General features: G+C 67.2%; 17 protein-coding genes. 7 read left to right on the forward strand and 10 right to left on the reverse strand.

The window, feature by feature from the left end; genetic code table 11:
- Positions 1-9 precede the first annotated feature (9 nt).
- The 5 genes from CLV01_RS18895 to CLV01_RS18915 form a co-directional block, all read right to left on the reverse strand.
- Complete coding sequence (locus tag CLV01_RS18895; protein ID WP_099733508.1) at positions 10-1,335, reverse strand: 3-deoxy-D-manno-octulosonic acid transferase; 1,326 nt, start codon at positions 1,333-1,335, stop codon at positions 10-12.
- 15 nt (positions 1,336-1,350) lie between these two features.
- Positions 1,351-2,739: a phosphomannomutase/phosphoglucomutase gene (locus CLV01_RS18900; RefSeq protein WP_065346582.1), complete on the reverse strand. Its 1,389-nt coding sequence runs from the start codon at positions 2,737-2,739 to the stop codon at positions 1,351-1,353.
- Between the two features lie 167 nt (positions 2,740-2,906).
- A complete protein-coding gene (locus CLV01_RS18905) occupies positions 2,907-4,793 on the reverse strand; it encodes a propionate--CoA ligase (RefSeq protein ID WP_013802234.1) in 1,887 nt (628 codons plus the stop codon).
- A gap of 115 nt (positions 4,794-4,908) precedes the next feature.
- Positions 4,909-5,580, reverse strand: coding sequence for an outer membrane protein (locus tag CLV01_RS18910; RefSeq protein ID WP_099733507.1), 672 nt, complete (start codon positions 5,578-5,580; stop codon positions 4,909-4,911).
- 189 nt (positions 5,581-5,769) lie between these two features.
- Positions 5,770-6,372 (reverse strand): isochorismatase family protein, encoded by a 603-nt coding sequence (locus CLV01_RS18915; protein WP_012205792.1) that lies wholly within the window; start codon positions 6,370-6,372, stop codon positions 5,770-5,772.
- Between the two features lie 195 nt (positions 6,373-6,567).
- Between CLV01_RS18915 and CLV01_RS18920 the strand changes: the two genes are divergently transcribed.
- From CLV01_RS18920 to CLV01_RS18930, 3 genes are all read left to right on the forward strand, one after another.
- The gene (locus CLV01_RS18920) at positions 6,568-7,203 is read left to right on the forward strand and encodes a C40 family peptidase (RefSeq protein ID WP_012205793.1); all 636 of its coding nucleotides are present in this window, start codon (positions 6,568-6,570) and stop codon (positions 7,201-7,203) included.
- Between the two features lie 163 nt (positions 7,204-7,366).
- Complete coding sequence (locus CLV01_RS18925) at positions 7,367-7,624, forward strand: GlsB/YeaQ/YmgE family stress response membrane protein (protein WP_012205794.1); 258 nt, start codon at positions 7,367-7,369, stop codon at positions 7,622-7,624.
- 76 nt (positions 7,625-7,700) lie between these two features.
- Positions 7,701-8,387 carry a hypothetical protein gene (locus CLV01_RS18930; RefSeq protein ID WP_099733506.1) on the forward strand — a complete coding sequence of 229 codons (687 nt, stop codon included), beginning with the start codon at positions 7,701-7,703 and terminating at the stop codon, positions 8,385-8,387.
- A gap of 7 nt (positions 8,388-8,394) precedes the next feature.
- Here CLV01_RS18930 and yghU read toward each other — a convergent pair whose 3' ends face one another.
- Positions 8,395-9,234 carry a glutathione-dependent disulfide-bond oxidoreductase gene (yghU, locus tag CLV01_RS18935; protein ID WP_099733505.1) on the reverse strand — a complete coding sequence of 280 codons (840 nt, stop codon included), beginning with the start codon at positions 9,232-9,234 and terminating at the stop codon, positions 8,395-8,397.
- A 129-nt stretch (positions 9,235-9,363) separates the two neighbouring features.
- Between yghU and CLV01_RS18940 the strand changes: the two genes are divergently transcribed.
- Together CLV01_RS18940 and CLV01_RS18945 are read left to right on the forward strand one after the other, a co-directional pair.
- Positions 9,364-9,852 (forward strand): EVE domain-containing protein, encoded by a 489-nt coding sequence (locus CLV01_RS18940; RefSeq protein ID WP_034394174.1) that lies wholly within the window; start codon positions 9,364-9,366, stop codon positions 9,850-9,852.
- A 193-nt stretch (positions 9,853-10,045) separates the two neighbouring features.
- Positions 10,046-11,071, forward strand: a complete 1,026-nt coding sequence (locus CLV01_RS18945; protein WP_012205798.1) for an FUSC family protein — start codon at positions 10,046-10,048, stop codon at positions 11,069-11,071.
- Here the strand turns inward: CLV01_RS18945 and CLV01_RS18950 are convergent, their stop codons facing one another.
- A complete protein-coding gene (locus tag CLV01_RS18950) occupies positions 11,072-12,337 on the reverse strand; it encodes an MFS transporter (RefSeq protein ID WP_180288429.1) in 1,266 nt (421 codons plus the stop codon).
- Between the two features lie 133 nt (positions 12,338-12,470).
- On the opposite strand from CLV01_RS18950, the gene CLV01_RS18955 reads away from it, so the two are divergent.
- Positions 12,471-13,172, forward strand: coding sequence for a hypothetical protein (locus tag CLV01_RS18955; protein WP_099733503.1), 702 nt, complete (start codon positions 12,471-12,473; stop codon positions 13,170-13,172).
- Between the two features lie 188 nt (positions 13,173-13,360).
- On the opposite strand, the gene CLV01_RS18960 is transcribed toward CLV01_RS18955, so the two are convergent.
- Positions 13,361-13,978, reverse strand: a complete 618-nt coding sequence (locus tag CLV01_RS18960; RefSeq protein WP_013802226.1) for a LysE family translocator — start codon at positions 13,976-13,978, stop codon at positions 13,361-13,363.
- 65 nt (positions 13,979-14,043) lie between these two features.
- Between CLV01_RS18960 and CLV01_RS18965 the strand changes: the two genes are divergently transcribed.
- Positions 14,044-14,973: a LysR family transcriptional regulator gene (locus CLV01_RS18965; protein ID WP_034394186.1), complete on the forward strand. Its 930-nt coding sequence runs from the start codon at positions 14,044-14,046 to the stop codon at positions 14,971-14,973.
- A 141-nt stretch (positions 14,974-15,114) separates the two neighbouring features.
- Here the strand turns inward: CLV01_RS18965 and lpdA are convergent, their stop codons facing one another.
- Complete coding sequence (lpdA, locus tag CLV01_RS18970) at positions 15,115-16,959, reverse strand: dihydrolipoyl dehydrogenase (RefSeq protein ID WP_099733502.1); 1,845 nt, start codon at positions 16,957-16,959, stop codon at positions 15,115-15,117.
- A 15-nt stretch (positions 16,960-16,974) separates the two neighbouring features.
- The gene (gene aceF / locus CLV01_RS18975) at positions 16,975-18,672 is read right to left on the reverse strand and encodes a dihydrolipoyllysine-residue acetyltransferase (protein ID WP_099733501.1); all 1,698 of its coding nucleotides are present in this window, start codon (positions 18,670-18,672) and stop codon (positions 16,975-16,977) included.
- Positions 18,673-18,690: the final 18 nt, after the last annotated feature.

Raw genomic sequence — 18,690 nt, forward strand, 5'->3', positions numbered from 1 at the left:
ACCCAGTGCTCAGCGCAACGGCTGGGACTGCAACAGCCCGGCCACCGCCTGTGCCGTCGCCTGAGCTGCACCGCGGTGCTGGTCCAGGAAGCCGCGCGCCTGGGCCACGGCATGGGCGTGGGACTGGCGGTCCCCGGCCAGGTCCACGGCCAGGCGCAGCCCGTGCTCCAGGTCGGGCGCCCGCAGCGCGGCGCCGGCTTCGCAGGCCAGGTCCGAGGCTTCGCTGAAGTTGAAGGTATGCGGCCCCAGCACCACGGGGCAGTCGCAAGCCAGGGCCTCGATGAGGTTCTGGCCGCCCAGCGGCGCAAAGCTGCCGCCCATGAGCGTGGCGTCGGCCAGGCCGTAGTACAGGGCCATCTCGCCCAGCGAATCACCCAGCCAGATGTCGATGTCATCCGCCGCAGCCCCGCAGGGCGGGCCACCCACCCACTGGCTGCGACGCGAGACATGCAGGCCGCCGCCAGCCAGCAGCGCCGCCACTTCGTCAAAGCGCTGCGGATGGCGCGGCACGACCAGCCATTGCACGGCCCGGCCTGCCGGCCCCAGCGTGCGCAGGGCGGACAGCAGCATGGCCTCCTCGCCCTCGCGGCTGCTGGCCAGCAGCACCACAGGGCGGGACAGGCCGGACTTCCATTGCCGCGCGCGCTCCAGCAGCGCAGCGTCCGGACGCGCATCGAATTTCAGGTTGCCGAGCACGCCGCGCACGGGCGCACCCAGCAGGCGCAGGCGCCGGGCATCGTCCTCGGTCTGCGCCCAGGCGGCGGCCAGGGCGGCATAGGTGGGCCGCGCCAGCGGCGCCACGCGCAGCGCCTGGCCCAGTGATTTGTCGCTGAGTCGCGCATTGGCCAGCGCCAGCGGCACGCTCTCTTCGCGGCAGATGGCGACCAGGTTGGGCCACACTTCGGTCTCCATGAGCACGCCGACCGCGGGCCGGAATTGCTGCACGAAGCGGCGCACGGCCGCTGGGGTATCCCAGGGCTGCCAGACCTGCAGGTCGCCGGACTGCAGCAGCCGGCGGCCTTCGGTGCGGCCCGTGGCCGTGCCATGGGTCAGCAGCAGGCGCATGCCGGGCAGGCGCTCGCGCAGCGCGGTCAGCAAGATGGCGGCAGCGCGCGTCTCACCCAGCGATACGGCGTGAATCCAGATCCACCGGCCTCGTCCGTCCTGCCCCAGCGTGGCCGGCTGGTAGCGGCCAAAGCGCTCGGGAATGTGCTCGGCATAGACGGGCTCGGCCTCGGCGCGGCGCAGCAGCTTGCGGCGCAGCAGCGGCTGCGCCGCCCAGGTCACGGCGCTGTACAGCGCGCGCGCCCAGGACGTGGGAGAGCGTGAAGTCATCGCCTGGCGCGCAAATCAGTGCGCGGCGCCGCCAACCTGCGCGCCGGGCTTGACGCGCTCCAGCAGCGCCAGCATCTGCGCCTCGATGCGCGACAGCGCCTCCTGGGTCTGGCCCTCGAAGCGCAGCACCAGCACGGGCGTGGTGTTGCTGGCGCGGATCAGGCCGAAGCCGTCGGCCCAGTCCACGCGCAGGCCGTCGATGGTGCTGACCTGGGCCGGTGCGGCAAAGGTCTCGGCGGCCAGGGCCTGCAGTTCGGCGGCCAGGCGATGGGGCTCGCCCTCGGCGCAGGCCACATTCAGTTCAGGGGTGGAGAAGCTGGTGGGCAGCGCGTTGAGCAAGGCGCTGGGGTCGGCCTCGCGGCTGACGATCTCCAGCAGGCGGCAGCCCGCGTAGGTGCCGTCATCGAAGCCATACCAGCGCTCCTTGAAGAAGATGTGGCCGCTCATCTCGCCGCCCAGCGGCGCGTCCAGTTCCTTCATGCGGGCCTTGACCAGGGAGTGCCCGGTCTTGAACATCACGGGCTCGCCCCCGGCCTCGCGGATGGCGGGCGCCAGGCGCTGCGTGCATTTCACGTCGTAGACGATGCTGCCGCCCGGCACGCGCGAGAGCACGTCCTTGGCGAACAGCATCATCTGGCGGTCGGGGAAGATGTTCTGGCCGTCCTTGGTGACGATGCCCAGGCGGTCGCCGTCACCGTCGAAGGCCAGGCCCAGTTCGGCGTCCGAGGTGCGCAGCGCCTCGATCACGTCGCGCAGGTTCTCGGGCTTGCTGGGGTCGGGATGGTGGTTGGGGAATTCACCGTCCACTTCGGAGAACAGCTCGATCACCTCGCAGCCCAGGGCGCGGAAGATGCCGGGCGCCGAGGCACCGGCCACGCCGTTGCCGCAGTCCACCACGATCTTGATGGGGCGCGCCAGCTTCACGTCACCCACGATGCGCGCCTGGTAGTCGGCCTGCACATCGGCGCGGCGCACGCTGCCGGTGCCCGTCAGGGTCCAGTCGTCGCTCTCGACACGGCGGCGCAGCGCCTGGATTTCCTCGCCGTAGATGGCGCGGCCGGCCAGCACCATCTTGAAACCGTTGTAGTCCTTGGGATTGTGGCTTCCCGTGACCTGGATGCCCGAGCGCGCCAGCGTGCTGGCCGCGTAGTACAGCATGGGGGTGGTGGCCAGGCCGATGTCGATCACCTCGATGCCGACCTCGGTCAGGCCGGCGATCAGCGCCGCGGACAGCGAGGGTCCCGACAGGCGGCCATCGCGTCCCACGGCCACCACGGTCTCGCCGGCCGCCAGGGCCGCCATGCCGAAGGCGCGGCCCACGCCGAGCGCCACCTCCTCGTTGAGCGTGGACGGCACGATGCCGCGGATGTCATAGGCTTTGAAGATGGAAGATGCGACCTGCACGTCGAAAACGCTTTCTCGTCGGTTGAAAACAGGGCGCCGCAGCCTGGGGACCTGGCCCGGCTGCGGCCCAAGGCGCGATTGTAGGCGCGGCAGGCTTGTAGGCGCGGCAGGCAGGGGCGCCGCCGCACATCACCCCGGCTGCAAGCGGTTGCGGCGCGTGCCCTGCCTCACAGCTGCTGCTGCACCTGGGCCAGCGCAGCCGGATCTTCCATGGTGCTGAGGTCGCCAGGGTCGCGCCCCTCGGCCACGGCCTGCATGGCGCGGCGCAGCAGCTTGCCGCTGCGCGTCTTGGGCAGCGCACTGACGAAGACCACGCGCGAGGGCCGGGCCACGGCGCCCAGCCGCGCATCGACCAGCTTCATCACATCGGCCTCCAGCGCCGCGCGCTCGGCCTCGCCTTCCAGCGCCGTGCGCGGCACGGCAAAGGCCAGCGCCACCTGGCCCTTGAGCGCATCGGCCACGCCGACCACGGCGACTTCGGCCACCTGGGGGTGGGCGGAGATGCATTCCTCGATCTCGCGCGTGCCAAGGCGGTGGCCGGCCACGTTGATCACGTCGTCCGTGCGGCCCAGGATGAAGAAGTAGCCGTCCTCGTCGCGTATGCCCCAGTCGAAGGTGCTGTAGATCATGCGGCCCGGAATGCTCTTCCAGTAGGTGTTGATGAAGCGCTGGTCGTCACGCCAGACGGTCTGCATGCAGCCCGGCGGCAGCGGTCCCTCGATGGCCAGCACGCCCTTTTGCCCGGCACCGAGCAGTTCCTCGCCCGTGGCCTCGTCGATCAGTTTCACGTCATAGCCATAGACGGCCTTGCCGGGACTGCCGAAGCGCGTGGTCTGCTGCTCCACGCCGTTGCACAGCGTGAGGATGGGCCAGCCGGTCTCGGTCTGCCAGTAGTTGTCGATGATGGGTTTTCCCAGGGCCTGGCTGATCCACTGCGCCGTGGGCTCGTCCAGCGGCTCGCCGGCCAGCCACAGCGCCTTGAGGCTGGAGATATCGTGGCGGTGCAGGTACTCGGCATCGTGCTTCTTGAGCACGCGGATGGCCGTGGGCGCCGAGAACATGTGGGTGACCCGGTACTTCTCCACGATGCTCCACCAGATGCCTGCGTCGGGGCGTATGGGCAGGCCCTCGTAGAGCACGGTGGCCATGCCTGCGATCAGCGGCGCATAGATGATGTAGCTGTGGCCCACGACCCAGCCGATGTCGCTGGTGCAGAAAAAAGTCTGCCCTGCCTCGGCCCCGAAGATCAGCGGCATGCTGGCGGCCAGCGCCACCGTGTAGCCGCCTGTATCGCGCTGCACGCCCTTGGGGCGCCCCGTGGTGCCGCTGGTGTAGAGCGTGTAGCTGGGGTCGGTGGATTCCACCCAGGTGCAGGCGACCTGGGCGTCGGCGTGCAGCGCACGCAGGCTGGCCCAGTCGTGGTCACGACCGGCGCGCATGGGCGCAGGCGCCAGGCCACGGTCCACGATGAGCACGGCCGCTGGCTTGTGGCTGGCCAGCTGCAGGGCCTCGTCCAGCAAGGGCTTGTAGGCCACGACGCGCCCGCCGCGAGAACCCGCGTCGGCACTGATGATGACCTTGGGCTCGGCATCGTCGATGCGCGAGGCCAGCGCCGCCGAGGCAAAGCCGCCGAACACCACCGAATGGATGGCACCCAGCCGCGCGCAGGCCAGCATGGCAAAGGCCGCCTCGGCAATCATGGGCATGTAGATCTGGACGCGGTCGCCCTTTTGCACGCCCAGCGACTGCAGCACGGCGGCCATGCGCTGCACCTCGGCATGCAGTTCGCGGTAGGTGTAGACCTTTTCCGTGCCGGTCTCGGTGGAGATGGCGATCAGCGCGTTCTGGTCGGCGCGCTCGGCCAGGTGCCGGTCCACGGCGTTGTGGCAGAGATTGGTCTGCCCCCCGACAAACCACCTTGCAAACGGCGGATTGTCGTAGTCGCAGATGCGCTGGGGCGGCACATGCCAGTCGATGCGGCGGGCCTGCTCGGCCCAGAAGGCATCGCGCTCCTCGATGGAGCGGCGGTGGAAATCGTCGAAACGCGGGGCCATTGTCTGTCTCCTGTCGTTGTCATGGATTGGCGGCTTCTGAATTCATAATTATTCATAATGCGCTTGCCAAAAGCTGACAACTCCGCGCTGCGCGGGCAGACAGGCCCCTTCAAACTCAGAAGCTGTAGCGCAGGCCGACCGAGATCTCGCTGGAACTCAGCTTGGCGCGCATCTGCTCATCCTGCAGGCCACGGACATTGGTGAAGTTGTTGGCGCCGCTGTGGGTCTTGCCCATGCCCACATAGCGGTAGCCCAGGTCAATGCTGACCTTTTGAATCGGCGAGTAGCTGACGCCAAAGCCCAGCGCATAGGCCAGATTGTTCTGGGAATCGCTGAAGTACTGGCGATTCGGATTGCCTTGCCAGCCGCTGGACTGCAGGTGGGCCAGGCCCAGGCCCGCCGTGCCGTACACGGAGAACTGCGCGTTCAGGGGGAAATCCTTGTACGCATTGATCATCAGGCGCTGAGAACGGATGCTGTGGTGATTGAAGCTCGTGGGAAAGCGCGTGGAGCCGCTGGTGAATTCGTTGCTCCTGGGCAGGGTGTATTCGGCTTCCAGGCGCCAATCCGACGGGAGCTGATAGCCCAGGGCCAGAGAGCCGCCAGTAGCGCGGCGGCTGTCGTCGCCAGGCACGAACTGCCCCAGCCCGGGGCGGGCGCTGGAGTCCATGTCGTGGGCCTTGTAGTTGGCGGAGTTGATGCGGACGGCGCCATAGAAATGGTCGGCAGCCAAAGCGCTGCCCGAGGCGGTCAGGATCAGGGCGGTGAAGGTCAGAACGTGCTTCATACAGTCTCTCTTGGGGGAATGCCGCCACTGTAGAAAAACGCCCTGCCCGCGCCTATTCGGCCGGCTACGCACGCAGCTCCGTAGAACTACGCGGTGCAGCGGCAGCCCGCCTCCCGAGAATAGACAGGCCACCATGAAAAAAGGCGCTCCAAAGAGCGCCCCAAGACGGCGGAACCAGGAACCCGGGCCTTACTTGACCAGGGCAAGCAGATCCTTGAAGGCCGGATGCTCGCAGCTGCGCAGCCACTCGAAGGCCACCATCTCCGTGGTCACCAGCTCGGCACCAGCGCCGGCCAAGCGGTCGAAGGCGGCATCGCGGTTGCGCTCGGTGCGCGAGCTGCAGGCGTCGGTGACGACCCAGACATCGAACTCATCTTCCAGCAGCTCCAGCGCCGTCTGCAGCAGGCAGACATGGGCTTCACAGCCGGCAATCACCACCATGCTGCGCTCGGGCGCCTGCTGCTGGGGCTTTTGCAGATGCTTGGGCAGGCTGCGTGCATTGCCGCCCTGGGGCCGTGCAGGAGGACGCAGCCACTCGCCCAGGCCCTCGGCCACGGCGCTGAAATGCATCTTGGACAGGGTCCGGTCGCACAACGCGCGCAGTTCGGCGTCGTTGGCGCCCAGGCGCGAGGGGTTCTGCTCGGTGCCGAAGACCGGCACGTCCACCAGCTGCGCCAGGCGCGCCAGCTTCACGGCATTGGCCAGAACTGCCGGTCCCTCGAAGATGGCCGGCATCAGGCGCTCCTGGTAATCGACGAGTACGAGCTGGGAGTCGGTGGCTTCAAGCAGCATGGCGGATCTTTCTTGGGAATATGGGGCGGCGCGGGCCGCCCTTCTTATAGAGGACAAAAGGGAAAGCTTTCCATTGTCGCAGCTTGCGTGCGCTCCCTGCCGCGCAGCCCGGATTCCTGAGGTAACTCAAAAACCCAGGCTTTCGGGGGTCTTATCGAATTTGTCCTACGTTTTTGCGTGGTAATCTCGCGCCCCATGTCCCGATGGCTTATTGCACTCCTGTTTGTCAGCGTCACGGCACACGCGGCTCCGCCCGAAATGCGTGACGACGATATGAACCAGCTGCTGGTCAACCGCAGCCTCATCTCGCAGCTGCGCGAAGCCCGCCACCACATGGCGGAACGCACTTCCGACTTCGTCAAGGAAGCACGACAAAGCGTCGCCGAAAAGACCTCCGATCTGGTCGTGACCGCCATGGGCTTCATCGGCGTTCCCTACCGCCGCGGCGGCAACAGTGCCGAGACCGGCTTCGACTGCAGCGGTTTCGTCCGCGCCATCTACTCCGAAACCCTGGGCAAGGTCCTGCCGCGCCGCGCTGACCAGCAGGCACAGGCCACGGAAAAAATCGACAAGAACGAACTCAAGCCCGGTGATCTGGTGTTCTTCAACACCATGCGCCGCACCTTCAGCCATGTCGGCATCTATGTCGGCGACGGCAACTTCATCCATGCACCGCGTACCGGTGCGCAGGTTCGCGTGGAAAGCATGCAAAGCGCGTACTGGGCCCGCCGCTTCGATGGTGCCCGCCGCGTGCAGGACGCCGACGGCCTGGGCCTTGACGCCAGCAAGGCCGCTCTGGCCCTGCAGATGCAGGCAAGCCAGCTGCAGTGATCGCAGCGTCTTTTGCGCCAATCCACAAACGCCTGCACATGCAGGCGTTTTTGTTTTTCAGGGCCCTGCTCTGGCTTCGTCCCAGGTTGAGATGCTGTCCGACAGGGCCACCCGGTGCCGGGCCCTAGAGTCGCGGCATGGAAGCTTCAGTTCGGAGAAAAGCATGATGTCCTTGATTGGTACCCTCATCGTTGGCCTGGTCGTTGGCTTGCTGGCGCGGGCACTCAAACCCGGCGATGACAGCCTTGGCTGGATCATGACCATCCTGCTCGGCGTGGCAGGATCGTTTCTTGCCAGCTACGTTGGTGTCGCGATGGGTTGGTACGAGGCCGGGCAACCCGCCGGCTGGATCGCCTCCATCGTGGGCGCCATCGTCATCCTCTTCATCTACAGCCTGGTTCGCAGCAAGAGCGCACGCTGACCACCCTGCGCGCCAGCCGCATCCACCGGCTGGCGCATTTTCTTGATCGACATCTGCCCCGTCTTCACTGGCACGCATGATCTTTCGCACATCGGACAAAACCCCTCCCCCTCCACCACCGCGCCACGATGTGGCGCAAGCGGCCGAAAGCGCGCGCAAGTTGCTGCACCGGCGTGCACTGGTCGGCGCAGCAGCCAGCAGCCTGCCCATTCCGGGCCTGGACTGGCTGGTGGATGCGGCACTGCTGGCGCGGTTGCTGCCACGCATCAACCGCGAATTCGGCCTCACACCCGAACAGTTGGACAAGCTGGAACCCGGCAAGCGCGAGCAGGTGCAAAAGGCCGTGGCCATGGTGGGCTCGGTGCTGATCGGGAAGCTGATCACGCGCGACATGGTGGTGCGCCTGGCGCGCGCGGCCGGCATGCGCATGACGGCCACGCAGGCCGCCAAGTATGTGCCGCTGGCAGGCCAGGCCGCAGCAGCAGCGCTGGGCTATGCCACGCTGCGCTACCTGGGCGAGCGGCATATCCAGGACTGCATTCGTGTGGTCGAGCACGCAGAACTCGACATTCCCTCGCGGCTGGATCGCACGGCGCGCAAGGTCGAGCAGACAGGTCAGCAATTGGAAAACGCCAAAAAGACCGACAAGGCCAACAGGACCGACAAGGACGGGCGCGAGGCCGAGCCCGCCCCCGAGCCTTCCGGCAAGCGCCCGCGCTTCTGGCGCCAGCCCGATCGCGGCCCCTGGGGCCGCTCCCAGTAGACGGCTATCAGCCCAGGTCCGACGCCTGGTGGCGCTCGGGCACCTGGGTGGCTTCATCTCCCCAGGTACGATTCACGCGGCGGCCACGCAGCACGGCCGGCCTTTGGGCAATCTCCCTGGCCCAGCGCATGACATGCGTGTATTCATGGGCTGACAGGAACTTGGCCGCGCCATACACCTCGTTGAGCACCAGGGCCCCATACCAGGGCCAGATGGCGATGTCGGCAATGCTGTAGTTGGCCCCTGCAATGAACGGGTGCAGGGCCAGCTGGCGATCAAGCACATCGAGCTGGCGCTTGGTCTCCATGGTGAAGCGGTTGATGGGGTACTCGAACTTCTCGGGCGCATAGGCATAGAAATGCCCGAAACCGCCGCCAAGGTAAGGTGCCGACCCCATCTGCCAGAACAGCCAGTTCAACGTCTCGGTGCGCGCAGCGGGCTCGGCAGGCAGCAGCGCACCAAACTTCTCGGCCAGGTACAGCAGGATGGAGCCTGACTCGAACACGCGCACCGGCGGCTCGACGCTGCGGTCCACCAGCGCCGGGATCTTGGAATTGGGATTGACCTCGACAAAGCCGCTGGAGAACTGGTCGCCTTCGCTGATGCGGATCAGCCACGCGTCGTACTCCGCGCCGGCATGGCCCAGCGCCAGCAGCTCCTCCAGCATGATGGTGACCTTCACGCCGTTGGGCGTGGCCAGCGAATACAGCTGCAGCGGCTGGTGCCCCACCGGCAATGCCTTGTCATGGGTGGGACCGGCGACCGGGCGGTTGATGTTGGCAAAGGTGCCGCCAGAAGGCGCTGGCTGCCATACGGCGGGCGGGACATAGGTGGAGCTGTCGGTCATGCAGGGTTCCTGTGGTTCGCGGGCTGGGGAGAGGTGCCCGGCTGAAAGTGATTGTCCCGTCACCGGCGCGCTCTTGCCGGCGTGCGCGGAACGCCGCCACGGCGCCCGGGGATTTGCCACAATCGCGGCATGACTGCCGCCCCCACCTCCGCCCGCCAGTTCTGGCTCATGAAGAACGAGCCCGACGAATTCTCCATAGACCACGCGCTGGCCGCACCGCAGGCCACCATCGCCTGGGACGGTGTGCGCAACTACCAGGCGCGCAACTTCATGCGCGATGCCATGCAGGTGGGCGATGGGGTGCTGTATTGGCACTCCAGTTGCGCCGAGCCCGGCATCTACGGCATCGCCCGCATTGCAGGCAACCTGCGCGTCGATGCCTCGCAGTTCGACCCGCGCAGTCCCTACTACGACCCCAAGTCCTCGCCCGACAAGCCACGCTGGCTCACGCTGGACGTGCAGGCGCTGCGCAAGACACGCACGCTGCAGATCGCCGAGCTGCGCGAGCATCCCGAGCTTGCCGGCATGCGTGTACTGCAAAAGGGCAACCGCCTGTCGATCACGCCGGTCACGCCCGAGGAATGGGCCTTCATCGAAGGCCTGCTCCAACCCGCCTGAGCTGCCGACCCGCCCCGCCCCGCCGCGGGCTGCTTTCTTACAAGCAAGAAGCTTCTCTCCTGCACGCCGGACCTGGACCGGCCGCTATGCTTTTGGGCATTTGCGAACCTGGATTTCGCATGCTGGAGGGAGAATCTTCGTGCGTTGGCGAAAAGCAAAAGCAAAAACACCCCCTGGAACTCCCAAGAGCGGCATGGCCGCTGCGCCCGGTCGCCTGCGTCTGGCGCTGCGCGACGCCATCGCCGCCTCCCTGGGTGCGATGCTGGCCTGGGAGCTGTCCCACTACCTGCTCGGCCACCCCAAACCCGTCTTTGCCGCCGTCACCGCCCTGGTCTGCCTGGCGCCCGGACTGCCCAGCCACCTCAAGCAGACCTGGGGTCTGGTGCTGGGCTGCGCCATCGGCATCATCGTCGGCGAACTGGCCTGGCTGCTGCCCGACACCATTCCGCTGCTGCGGCTTAGTCTGGCCTCGCTGGTCGCCCTGTCTCTGGCCGCCATGCTCGGGCAGCCGCCGGTCGTCCCGATACAGGCGGGCGTCTCCGTCGTGCTGGTGCTGAGCATGGGGCCGAGCGCCGCGGGCGAGACGCGGCTGGTTGACGTACTGGTAGGCGCCGGTGTCGGCCTGATGTTCAGCCAGGTGATCTTCACGGCCAATCCGCTGCGCGCCGTGTCGCGCTCGGCAAGCGCCTTGCTGGGCCAGCTGGCCGAGGGGCTGGAAGCCACTCTGCGCGCCACCGCCACCCACGACACGCCCGATGCCACCGTCGCGCTGGGCCAGCTCACGCGCAGCAGCGATGCGCTGAGCGCACTGCGCGCAGCCATGGTGGAGGCGCAAAGCGCCAGCCGCTGGTCCCTGCGCGGCCGCCTGGGTGGCGCGGGGCTGCAGACCATCACCGGGCGCTATGACCGCCACGCCGTGCGCCTGTATGCCAGCGCACTGCTGCTGGGCGAAAGCCTGGTGCGCGGCATGTCGCATGACAGTGGCCTCATGCCGCGCGCCATCGTGCTGCACTGTGAATGGCTGGTCGATGCCTGCCGCCAGCTGTCCGCCAACGGCAACGTGGTGGCCCTGCAGCCCGATGACGCCCTGGCCCAACTGGCCGCATCCGCTCCCCAGGCACCCGCCCAGCCGGTGCCCCAGGCCTGGCTGCCCGCGCTGGACCATGCGCAGCAGATGGAAGAGGCCCTGAAGGCGTTGATAGGCTCGCGCGACGCGTGATCAGACTGCAGCGCGCCCGCGCGGCGCTGCAGCCGCACCGCTGATGCGCCCGATCGCGCCAGCCAGCCACCAGCCGATGGCGCACATGGCCGCCGTCACCACCCAGGTCCACTGCCATCCCCCCGCCTGCACGGCCACGGCCGCCACCAGGGGCGGGCCTGCAAACTGCCCCACGCTGGACCATTGCTGCATGAAACCCACCGTGGTCGATACCGTGGACTCATCGGGGGCCAGCCGCACTGCCATGGAAAACAGCGTGCCCGGGATCAGCCCGCCCGCCGCCGAAAACAACACCACCGCCACAAAGCGCAGCCACAACGGCGCCAGCGGTTGCCCCTGCCATTGCAGATAGGCCAGCAGCGCACACGCCGCCATGCAGCCAAAGCCCAGGCGCAAGGCGCGCGTAGCGCTCCAGCCGCCTTGGAGCAAACGGCCCGAGGCCACATTGCCCACCATGTTGGCCAGCGCCACCACGGCCGTCAGCGTCCCCGACAATGCGGCGCCCAGGCCCGCCTCGGCATAGACCGTGGGGAGAAAGCCGATGACGGCCATCCACTGCCCTGAATACACGGCAAAGGCCACAGCCACGCACCAGGGTCCGGGGCTGCGCAGGGTCAACGTCAGGCGAGGACGCCAGCCACCGCCCGCCACCGATGTGCCAAGGGGCACCGGCCTGTCTGCCGGCACGCCACACCAGACGGCGACCCATGCGAGTGCCGAGATCAGCCCCAACAGCAACCACCATGCGGGCCAGGATGCCCAGGCCATCACCCACGGCCCCAGCAGCAAGCCGATGGCACTGCCCAACGGCATATAGGTGCCCCACCAGCCCATGCGCGCGCTCAGATCGCTTGGCGCCACGCAGCGCCGGATCAGACCCGGCCCCGGCATGGCAACCAGCAAAAAGCCCAGCCCCTCCACGGCACGCAAGGCCAGCAGCGCTGCAAACCCCGTAGCGGTGGCGCCCAGGGCGCTGGCACCCGCCATCAGCAGCAGGCCTGCCAGCATGCTGCGGCGCAGCCCCCAGCGGTCTGCACCCAGACCCACCACCAGGCCCAGCACCATGCCGGCCACCTGCACGGTGGAAAGCAGAAAGCCGGCCTGCAGCAGGGACAGGCCCAATTGCTGCTGCAGCACCGGCACAGCCGGCGGCAGCTTGCCTACATGCAGAGCCGCGCTGACGCCGGCCGCCACGACGATCCATGAGGGATGCACCCCCTGCTTCGTTGTTTTCACTGGATGCTGTCTCCTGGGGGCGCATGCCATGCGCCCTGTCGCTGATGTGTGAAGTATCGAAAGCATAGGCCAAGCGGCGCCTGCAAACAGCACTCTTCTTACCCGCCGACCCGTCTGTATGGAGGCACACTGAAGGCCTGGATCAACTCCCGAGGCCTTGCGCATGCGCTCATCACTAGATTTCAGCTCCTGGTCTTCGCTGCTGTCCACGGTGTTGGGCCTGCTGCTGGTCACCTGCCTGATGATGGGCATTCGCCTGCTGTTCATGCAGACCGTGCAAAAGCGACGCGAGCGTGAGAACCGCCAGATCAATGAACGCCTGAAGTCGCTTATCGCCGCCTACAAGACGCTGGGCGGCTCCTTCACGGGCACGCTGCATGTGAATCCCCTGCACCTGCGCGATCTGCGCAGGCCCGCCGCCGCCGACACCGATGCACCACCGGCTTTTGGCAGCGAGCGCCAACGGCGCATTCGCGATGCGGTCGAAGCCGCGCTGTCCGATGTCATCTTGCTCGGGACGCAAGACCAGGTGCGCATGGCCGCCCAGGCGGCCCAGGACATGGTGGCAGGCCAGCCTGTCGAGACTGCGGCACTCGTCACTTCGCTGCGCGCCTTCATCCGCGAAGCGCTGGATCTGGAGCCGATCCCCGACAGCCTGCGCGTTCCCAACCAGGGCCCCACGCGTCCGGGCGGCACGGCGGGCGGGGCGCGCAAAGGTGGCGCGGAATCCGGCGCTTCGAGCAAGGGCGGTGGCGGCGGCGGTGGTGGCGCAGGAATGGGCGCCGCAGGAATGGGCGGCCTGGGCATGGGAGCAGGCCTTGGCGTCGGCGTTCACCATGGAGACGATGGCACGCCCCCACCATGAACACCTGCCGCGCAGGGTCGAACCGCAAGCCACTGGGACGCCGGCCCGCTTGCCGGGCGAACCTGACACTCGCCAGAAACAGCCAAGCCTGCGAGGTACCAGATGGCACCCCGCAGGCCTCGCATGCCGGGCAACAGCCGCCTGCCTGCCCGTCCTCCCCCACCAATTCCTGTCAGACCATCACCACGTCACAGCCGCAGCTTGGCCGTTGCCAGCAGCAAACCAAACCCAACCAACATGCCGCCAAAGGCCCTGTCTATCCAATGCCGCACGGCCAGCAGCCGCGCACGCACCCGCTGGGCCGAAAAGCACAGCGCCACGATGCAGAACCACGCCACATGGGCCAGCGAGATGAATCCGCCATATGCCAGCTGCGTGGCCAGCGGCGTGTCCTGTCCCACGATCTGCAGGAACAGGCTGACCACGAACACCGTGGTCTTGGGATTGAGCGCATTCGTCAGAAAGCCCGTGCGCAGTGCCGCCATGTCGGAGAGCGCGGCCACGGGCTGGCTGGGCAAATCGCCCTCCGGGCGGCTGCGCAGCATGGTCACGCCCAGATAGATCAGATAGGCTGCACCCAGCAGCTTGACCACGTCGAACAACCAGGTGGACTGCTGCATGAGCAGTCCGACCCCGAGCAAGGTATAGCCGACATGGACCAGCACCCCCAGGCCAATGCCCAGCGCCGTCAGCAGGCCCGCGCGGCGCGAGCGCAGCAGGCTGTTGCGTGTGACCATCGCGAAATCCGCCCCTGGGCTGATGACGGCCAGCAAGGTGATGGTGACTACAGCTATCCATTCGGTCATCGGTTATCCATTCGATTCAATGCAACGCGCCGGATAGTATTGGCCTTCCATGAAAATACATAACGATGTTTTCTGACACAGTTGGTGAACTCAATTCACATACCCCAAGCAAGCGGCTGCCGTCGCTGCAGGCCTTGCGTTGCTTTGAAGCGGCCGCCCGGCGGGAGAACTTCAGCAAGGCGGCAGAAGAGTTGCACCTGACCCATGGCGCCATCAGCCGGGCCGTGCGCTTGCTGGAGGACGATCTGGGCGTGACCCTGTTTGACCGCCGCAGCCGCCGCGTCTTCCTGACCGAGGCAGGCCGCCACCTGGCCCAGGCCGTGCACGAAGGCCTGGAGCGCATGCGCCAGGCCACGCAGGAGTTGCGCTCGCGCGCGCAGCAGGCGCGCCGCTGGGTGCTGTCCTGCGAGCCCACCTTGCTCATGCGCTGGCTGATCCCGCGCTGGCCCCAGTTCCAGGAACAGCACCCCGAGTTGCAGCTGCACCTGATGGCGGGCGGCGGGCCTTTCTCTTTCGCGGACGGCATCGATCTGGCCATACGGCGCGATGACTTCTCTCCGCCAGCGGGCTGTCATGCCGAGACCCTGTTTGCCGAGCGCATAGGCCCGGTCTGCCGGCCCGAGCGGCTGGCGCAGTGGTGCACGCGCTCCGACGAGGGGCATGCCACCGGGCTGCGCCCGGAGGCACCCTTGCTGCAAAGCCGCACCCGCCCCGGGGCCTGGTCCACCTGGGCAGAGCACAGCGGCCAGCCGCCGCCGTCGGGATCCCAGCTGCAGTTCGACCATTTCTATTTCAGCCTGCAGGCCGCCGTGGCAGGCATGGGACTGGCCATCGGACCCTGGCAACTGGTGCGCGACGACGTCGCCAACGGCGTGCTGGCAGCGCCCATGGGCTTTGTCGAGGACGGTTCGCGCTACTGCCTGCTGTCCCCCGCTCCGCCCACGCCAGATGGCGTGCACGACCAATTGCTGCAGTGGCTGCGCGCCCAGGCCTGAACAGCTCTGTCCCCTTTGCCGTGCCTGTGTCTGGGCCGGTGTCTGGGCTGATGCCTGTGTCCTTGTCTGCATCTTTCAAAGCAGAAAGGCAGCCGAAGCTGCCTTTCTGTTCTTGCCTGGCCTGAACGCCAGGCCTTGCGCTTACTTGCGCTGCGGCGGCAGGTCCGTGCAGGAGCCGTGTGCCACCTCGGCCGCCATGCCCAGGCTTTCGCCCAGCGTGGGGTGGGGGTGGATGGTCTTGCCGATGTCCACGGCGTCGGCACCCATTTCGATGGCCAGCGCAATCTCGCCGATCATGTCGCCCGCATGCGTGCCGACGATGCCGCCACCCAGGATGCGGCCATGGCCGTGCGCCTCGGGGCTGTCATCGAACAGCAGCTTGGTGACGCCTTCGTCGCGGCCATTGGCAATGGCGCGGCCCGAAGCCGTCCAGGGGAAGACACCCTTCTTGACCTTGATGCCCTGGGCCTTGGCCTGGTCCTCGGTCAGACCCACCCACGCCACTTCCGGGTCGGTGTAGGCCACGCTGGGGATCACGCGGGCGTTGAAGGCGCTGGCAGCCAGCTCCTTGTTGCCCTGCAGTTCACCGGCGATGACTTCGGCGGCCACATGGGCCTCGTGCACGGCCTTGTGCGCCAGCATGGGCTGGCCCACCACGTCGCCGATGGCGAAGATGTGGGGCACATTGGTGCGCATCTGGATATCGACTTCGATGAAACCGCGGTCCGTGACGGCCACGCCGGCCTTCTCGGCAGCGATCTTCTTGCCGTTGGGCGTGCGGCCCACGGCCTGCAGCACCAGGTCGTAGACCTGGGGCTCGGGCACGGTGATGCCGTCCTTGGCAGGCGCAAAGCTGACCTTGATGCCTTCGGGCGTGGCTTCGGCACCCACGGTCTTGGTGTTGACCATGATGTTGTCGAAGCGCGGCGCGTTCATCTTCTGCCAGACCTTGACCAGGTCGCGGTCGGCGCCCTGCATGAGGCCGTCCATCATCTCCACCACGTCCAGGCGTGCGCCCAGCGTGGAGTAGACGGTGCCCATTTCCAGGCCGATGATGCCGCCGCCCAGGATCAGCATGCGTTTGGGCACGCTGGCCAGGTCCAGCGCGCCGGTGGAGTCCACCACGCGCGGGTCCTTGGGCATGAAGGGCAGGTGCACGGCCTGGCTGCCGGCGGCAATGATGGCGCGCTTGAACTGCACGATCTTCTTGCTGCCGGTCTTTTCCTGGCCGTCGCCCGTGGTCTCTTCCACTTCCAGGTGGTTGGCGCCGACGAAGTTGCCGTAGCCGCGCACCACGGTGACCTTGCGCATCTTGGCCATCTGGCCCAGGCCGCCGGTCAGCTTGCCGATGACCTTGTCCTTGTGTCCGCGCAGCTGGTCGATGTTGACCTCGGGCGCGCCGAACTTGACGCCCGCCACTTCCAGGTGCTTGACCTCGTCCACCACGGCGGCCACGTGCAGCAGCGCCTTGGACGGGATGCAGCCCACGTTCAGGCAGACGCCGCCCAGGCTCTTGTAGCGCTCGACGATGACCACATTCAGGCCCAGATCGGCCGCACGGAAGGCTGCCGAGTAGCCGCCAGGACCGCCGCCGAGCACGACCACGTCGCAGTCGTAATCGGCCGCGCCACCGGCATAGCTGGCTGCGGTCGGAGCGGGAGCCGATGCTGCGGGCGCTGCAGCGGCGGGCGCCGGAGCCGCCGCTGCAGGGGCCGGTGCTGCCGCCTGGGGTGCGGCGGCCGCTTCGCCAGCGGCCTCCAGCGTCAGGATCAGGCCGCCTTCGGCGATCTTGTCGCCGATCTTGACCTTGAGCTCCTTGACCACGCCGGCATGGCTGGAGGGGATCTCCATGGAGGCCTTGTCGGACTCCACGGTGATCAGGGACTGGTCCTTGGCCACGGTGTCACCGGGCTGGACCAGCAGTTCGATCACGCCCACTTCGGCGAAGTCGCCGATGTCGGGCACCTTGATGTCGATGATTGCCATGTGTCGGGCCTCCGTTTACAGCAGGATGCGGCGGTAGTCCGCCAGCACTTGGCCCAGGAAGGCATTGAAGCGCGCGGCCGAGGCACCGTCGATGACACGGTGGTCATAGGACAGCGACAGCGGCAGCGTCAGGCGCGGCACGAATTGCTTGCCATCCCACACCGGCTTCATCTGGCCCTTGGACAGGCCGAGGATGGCCACTTCAGGGGCGTTGATGATGGGGGTGAAGTTCGTGCCACCGATGCCGCCCAGCGACGAGATCGAGAAGCAGCCGCCCTGCATGTCGGCGGCGCCGAGCTTGCCGTCGCGGGCCTTCTTGGCCAGCTCGCCCATTTCCTGGCTGATCTGCAGGATGCCCTTCTTGTCAGCATCGCGCAGCACGGGGACCACCAGGCCGTTGGGCGTGTCGGCCGCAAAGCCGACGTGGAAGTACTGCTTGTAGACCAGGGTGTCGCCGTCCAGCGAGGCATTGAACTCGGGGAACTTCTTGAGGGCCGCAACCACCGCCTTGATCACGAAGGCCAGCATGGTCACCTTGACGCCGCTCTTCTCGTTCTCCTTGTTGGTGGAGACACGGAAGGCTTCCAGGTCGGTGATGTCGGCCTCGTCATTGTTGGTGACGTGCGGGATCATGACCCAGTTGCGCGACAGGTTGGCGCCGCTGATCTTCTTGATGCGCGACAGGTCCTTGCGCTCGACCGGGCCGAACTTGGCGAAGTCCACCTTGGGCCAGGGCAGCAGGTCCAGACCTGCGCCGCCGCCGGAGCCACCCTTGGGAGCGGTCGCGGCCTGGGCCTTGGTCTGCACGGCACCCGCCATGACGGACTTGGTGAAAGCCTGGATGTCGTCGGCCGTGATGCGGCCCTTGTTGCCCGAGCCCTTGACCTCGTCCAGCGGAACGCCGAGTTCGCGGGCGAACTTGCGTACCGAGGGCGATGCATGGGGCAGCTTGCCCGTGGGCGCCACGGTCGGGTTGTGCGCAGGTGCAGCGGCGGGAGCCGATGCTGCAGCGACCGGAGCAGCGGCCGGGGCAGCAGTGGCCGGGGCAGCAGTTGCCGGTGCAGGGGCTGCAGCAGCAGGTGCCGGGGCCGCAGCCTGGGCTGCAGGCGCGGCAGCGCCCTGCACGCTCATCTGGCCGACCACGTCGCCCACGTTGACCGTGTCACCGATCTTGAGCGTCAGCGCCGTGATGGTGCCGGCCGCTGGCGACGGGATTTCCATCGAGGCCTTGTCGGACTCGACGGTGAACAGCGATTGCTCGGCCGTCACGGTGTCGCCGACCTTGACCAGCATCTCGATCACGGCCACGTCCTTGAAGTCGCCAATGTCGGGAATCTTGATGTCGATCTGCGTGGCGGCGCCCGAGGCCGCAGGCGCGGCAGCGGGAGCAGCGGCCGGTGCAGGCGCAGCCACCGGGGCCGGGGCTGCAGCGGCGGGGGCCGGTGCGGCGGCTGCAGGCGCCGGGGCAGCTGCTTCCGCCGACTCGACCACGGCAATGATGCTGCCCTGCTTGACCTTGTCGCCCATGTTGACGCGCAGCTCCTTGAGCACGCCAGCGTGGCTGGAGGGGATCTCCATGGAGGCCTTGTCGGACTCCACGGTGATCAGCGATTGCTCGGCCTTGATCTGATCGCCGGCCTTGACCAGCACTTCGATCACAGCAACTTCGTCGAAATCACCGATATCGGGGACTTGAATTTCTACCAATGCCATATGTGTCTCCCGTTCTTA

It is taken from the genome of Delftia sp. 60, assembly GCF_002754395.1.
Classification (GTDB): domain Bacteria; phylum Pseudomonadota; class Gammaproteobacteria; order Burkholderiales; family Burkholderiaceae_C; genus Comamonas; species Comamonas acidovorans.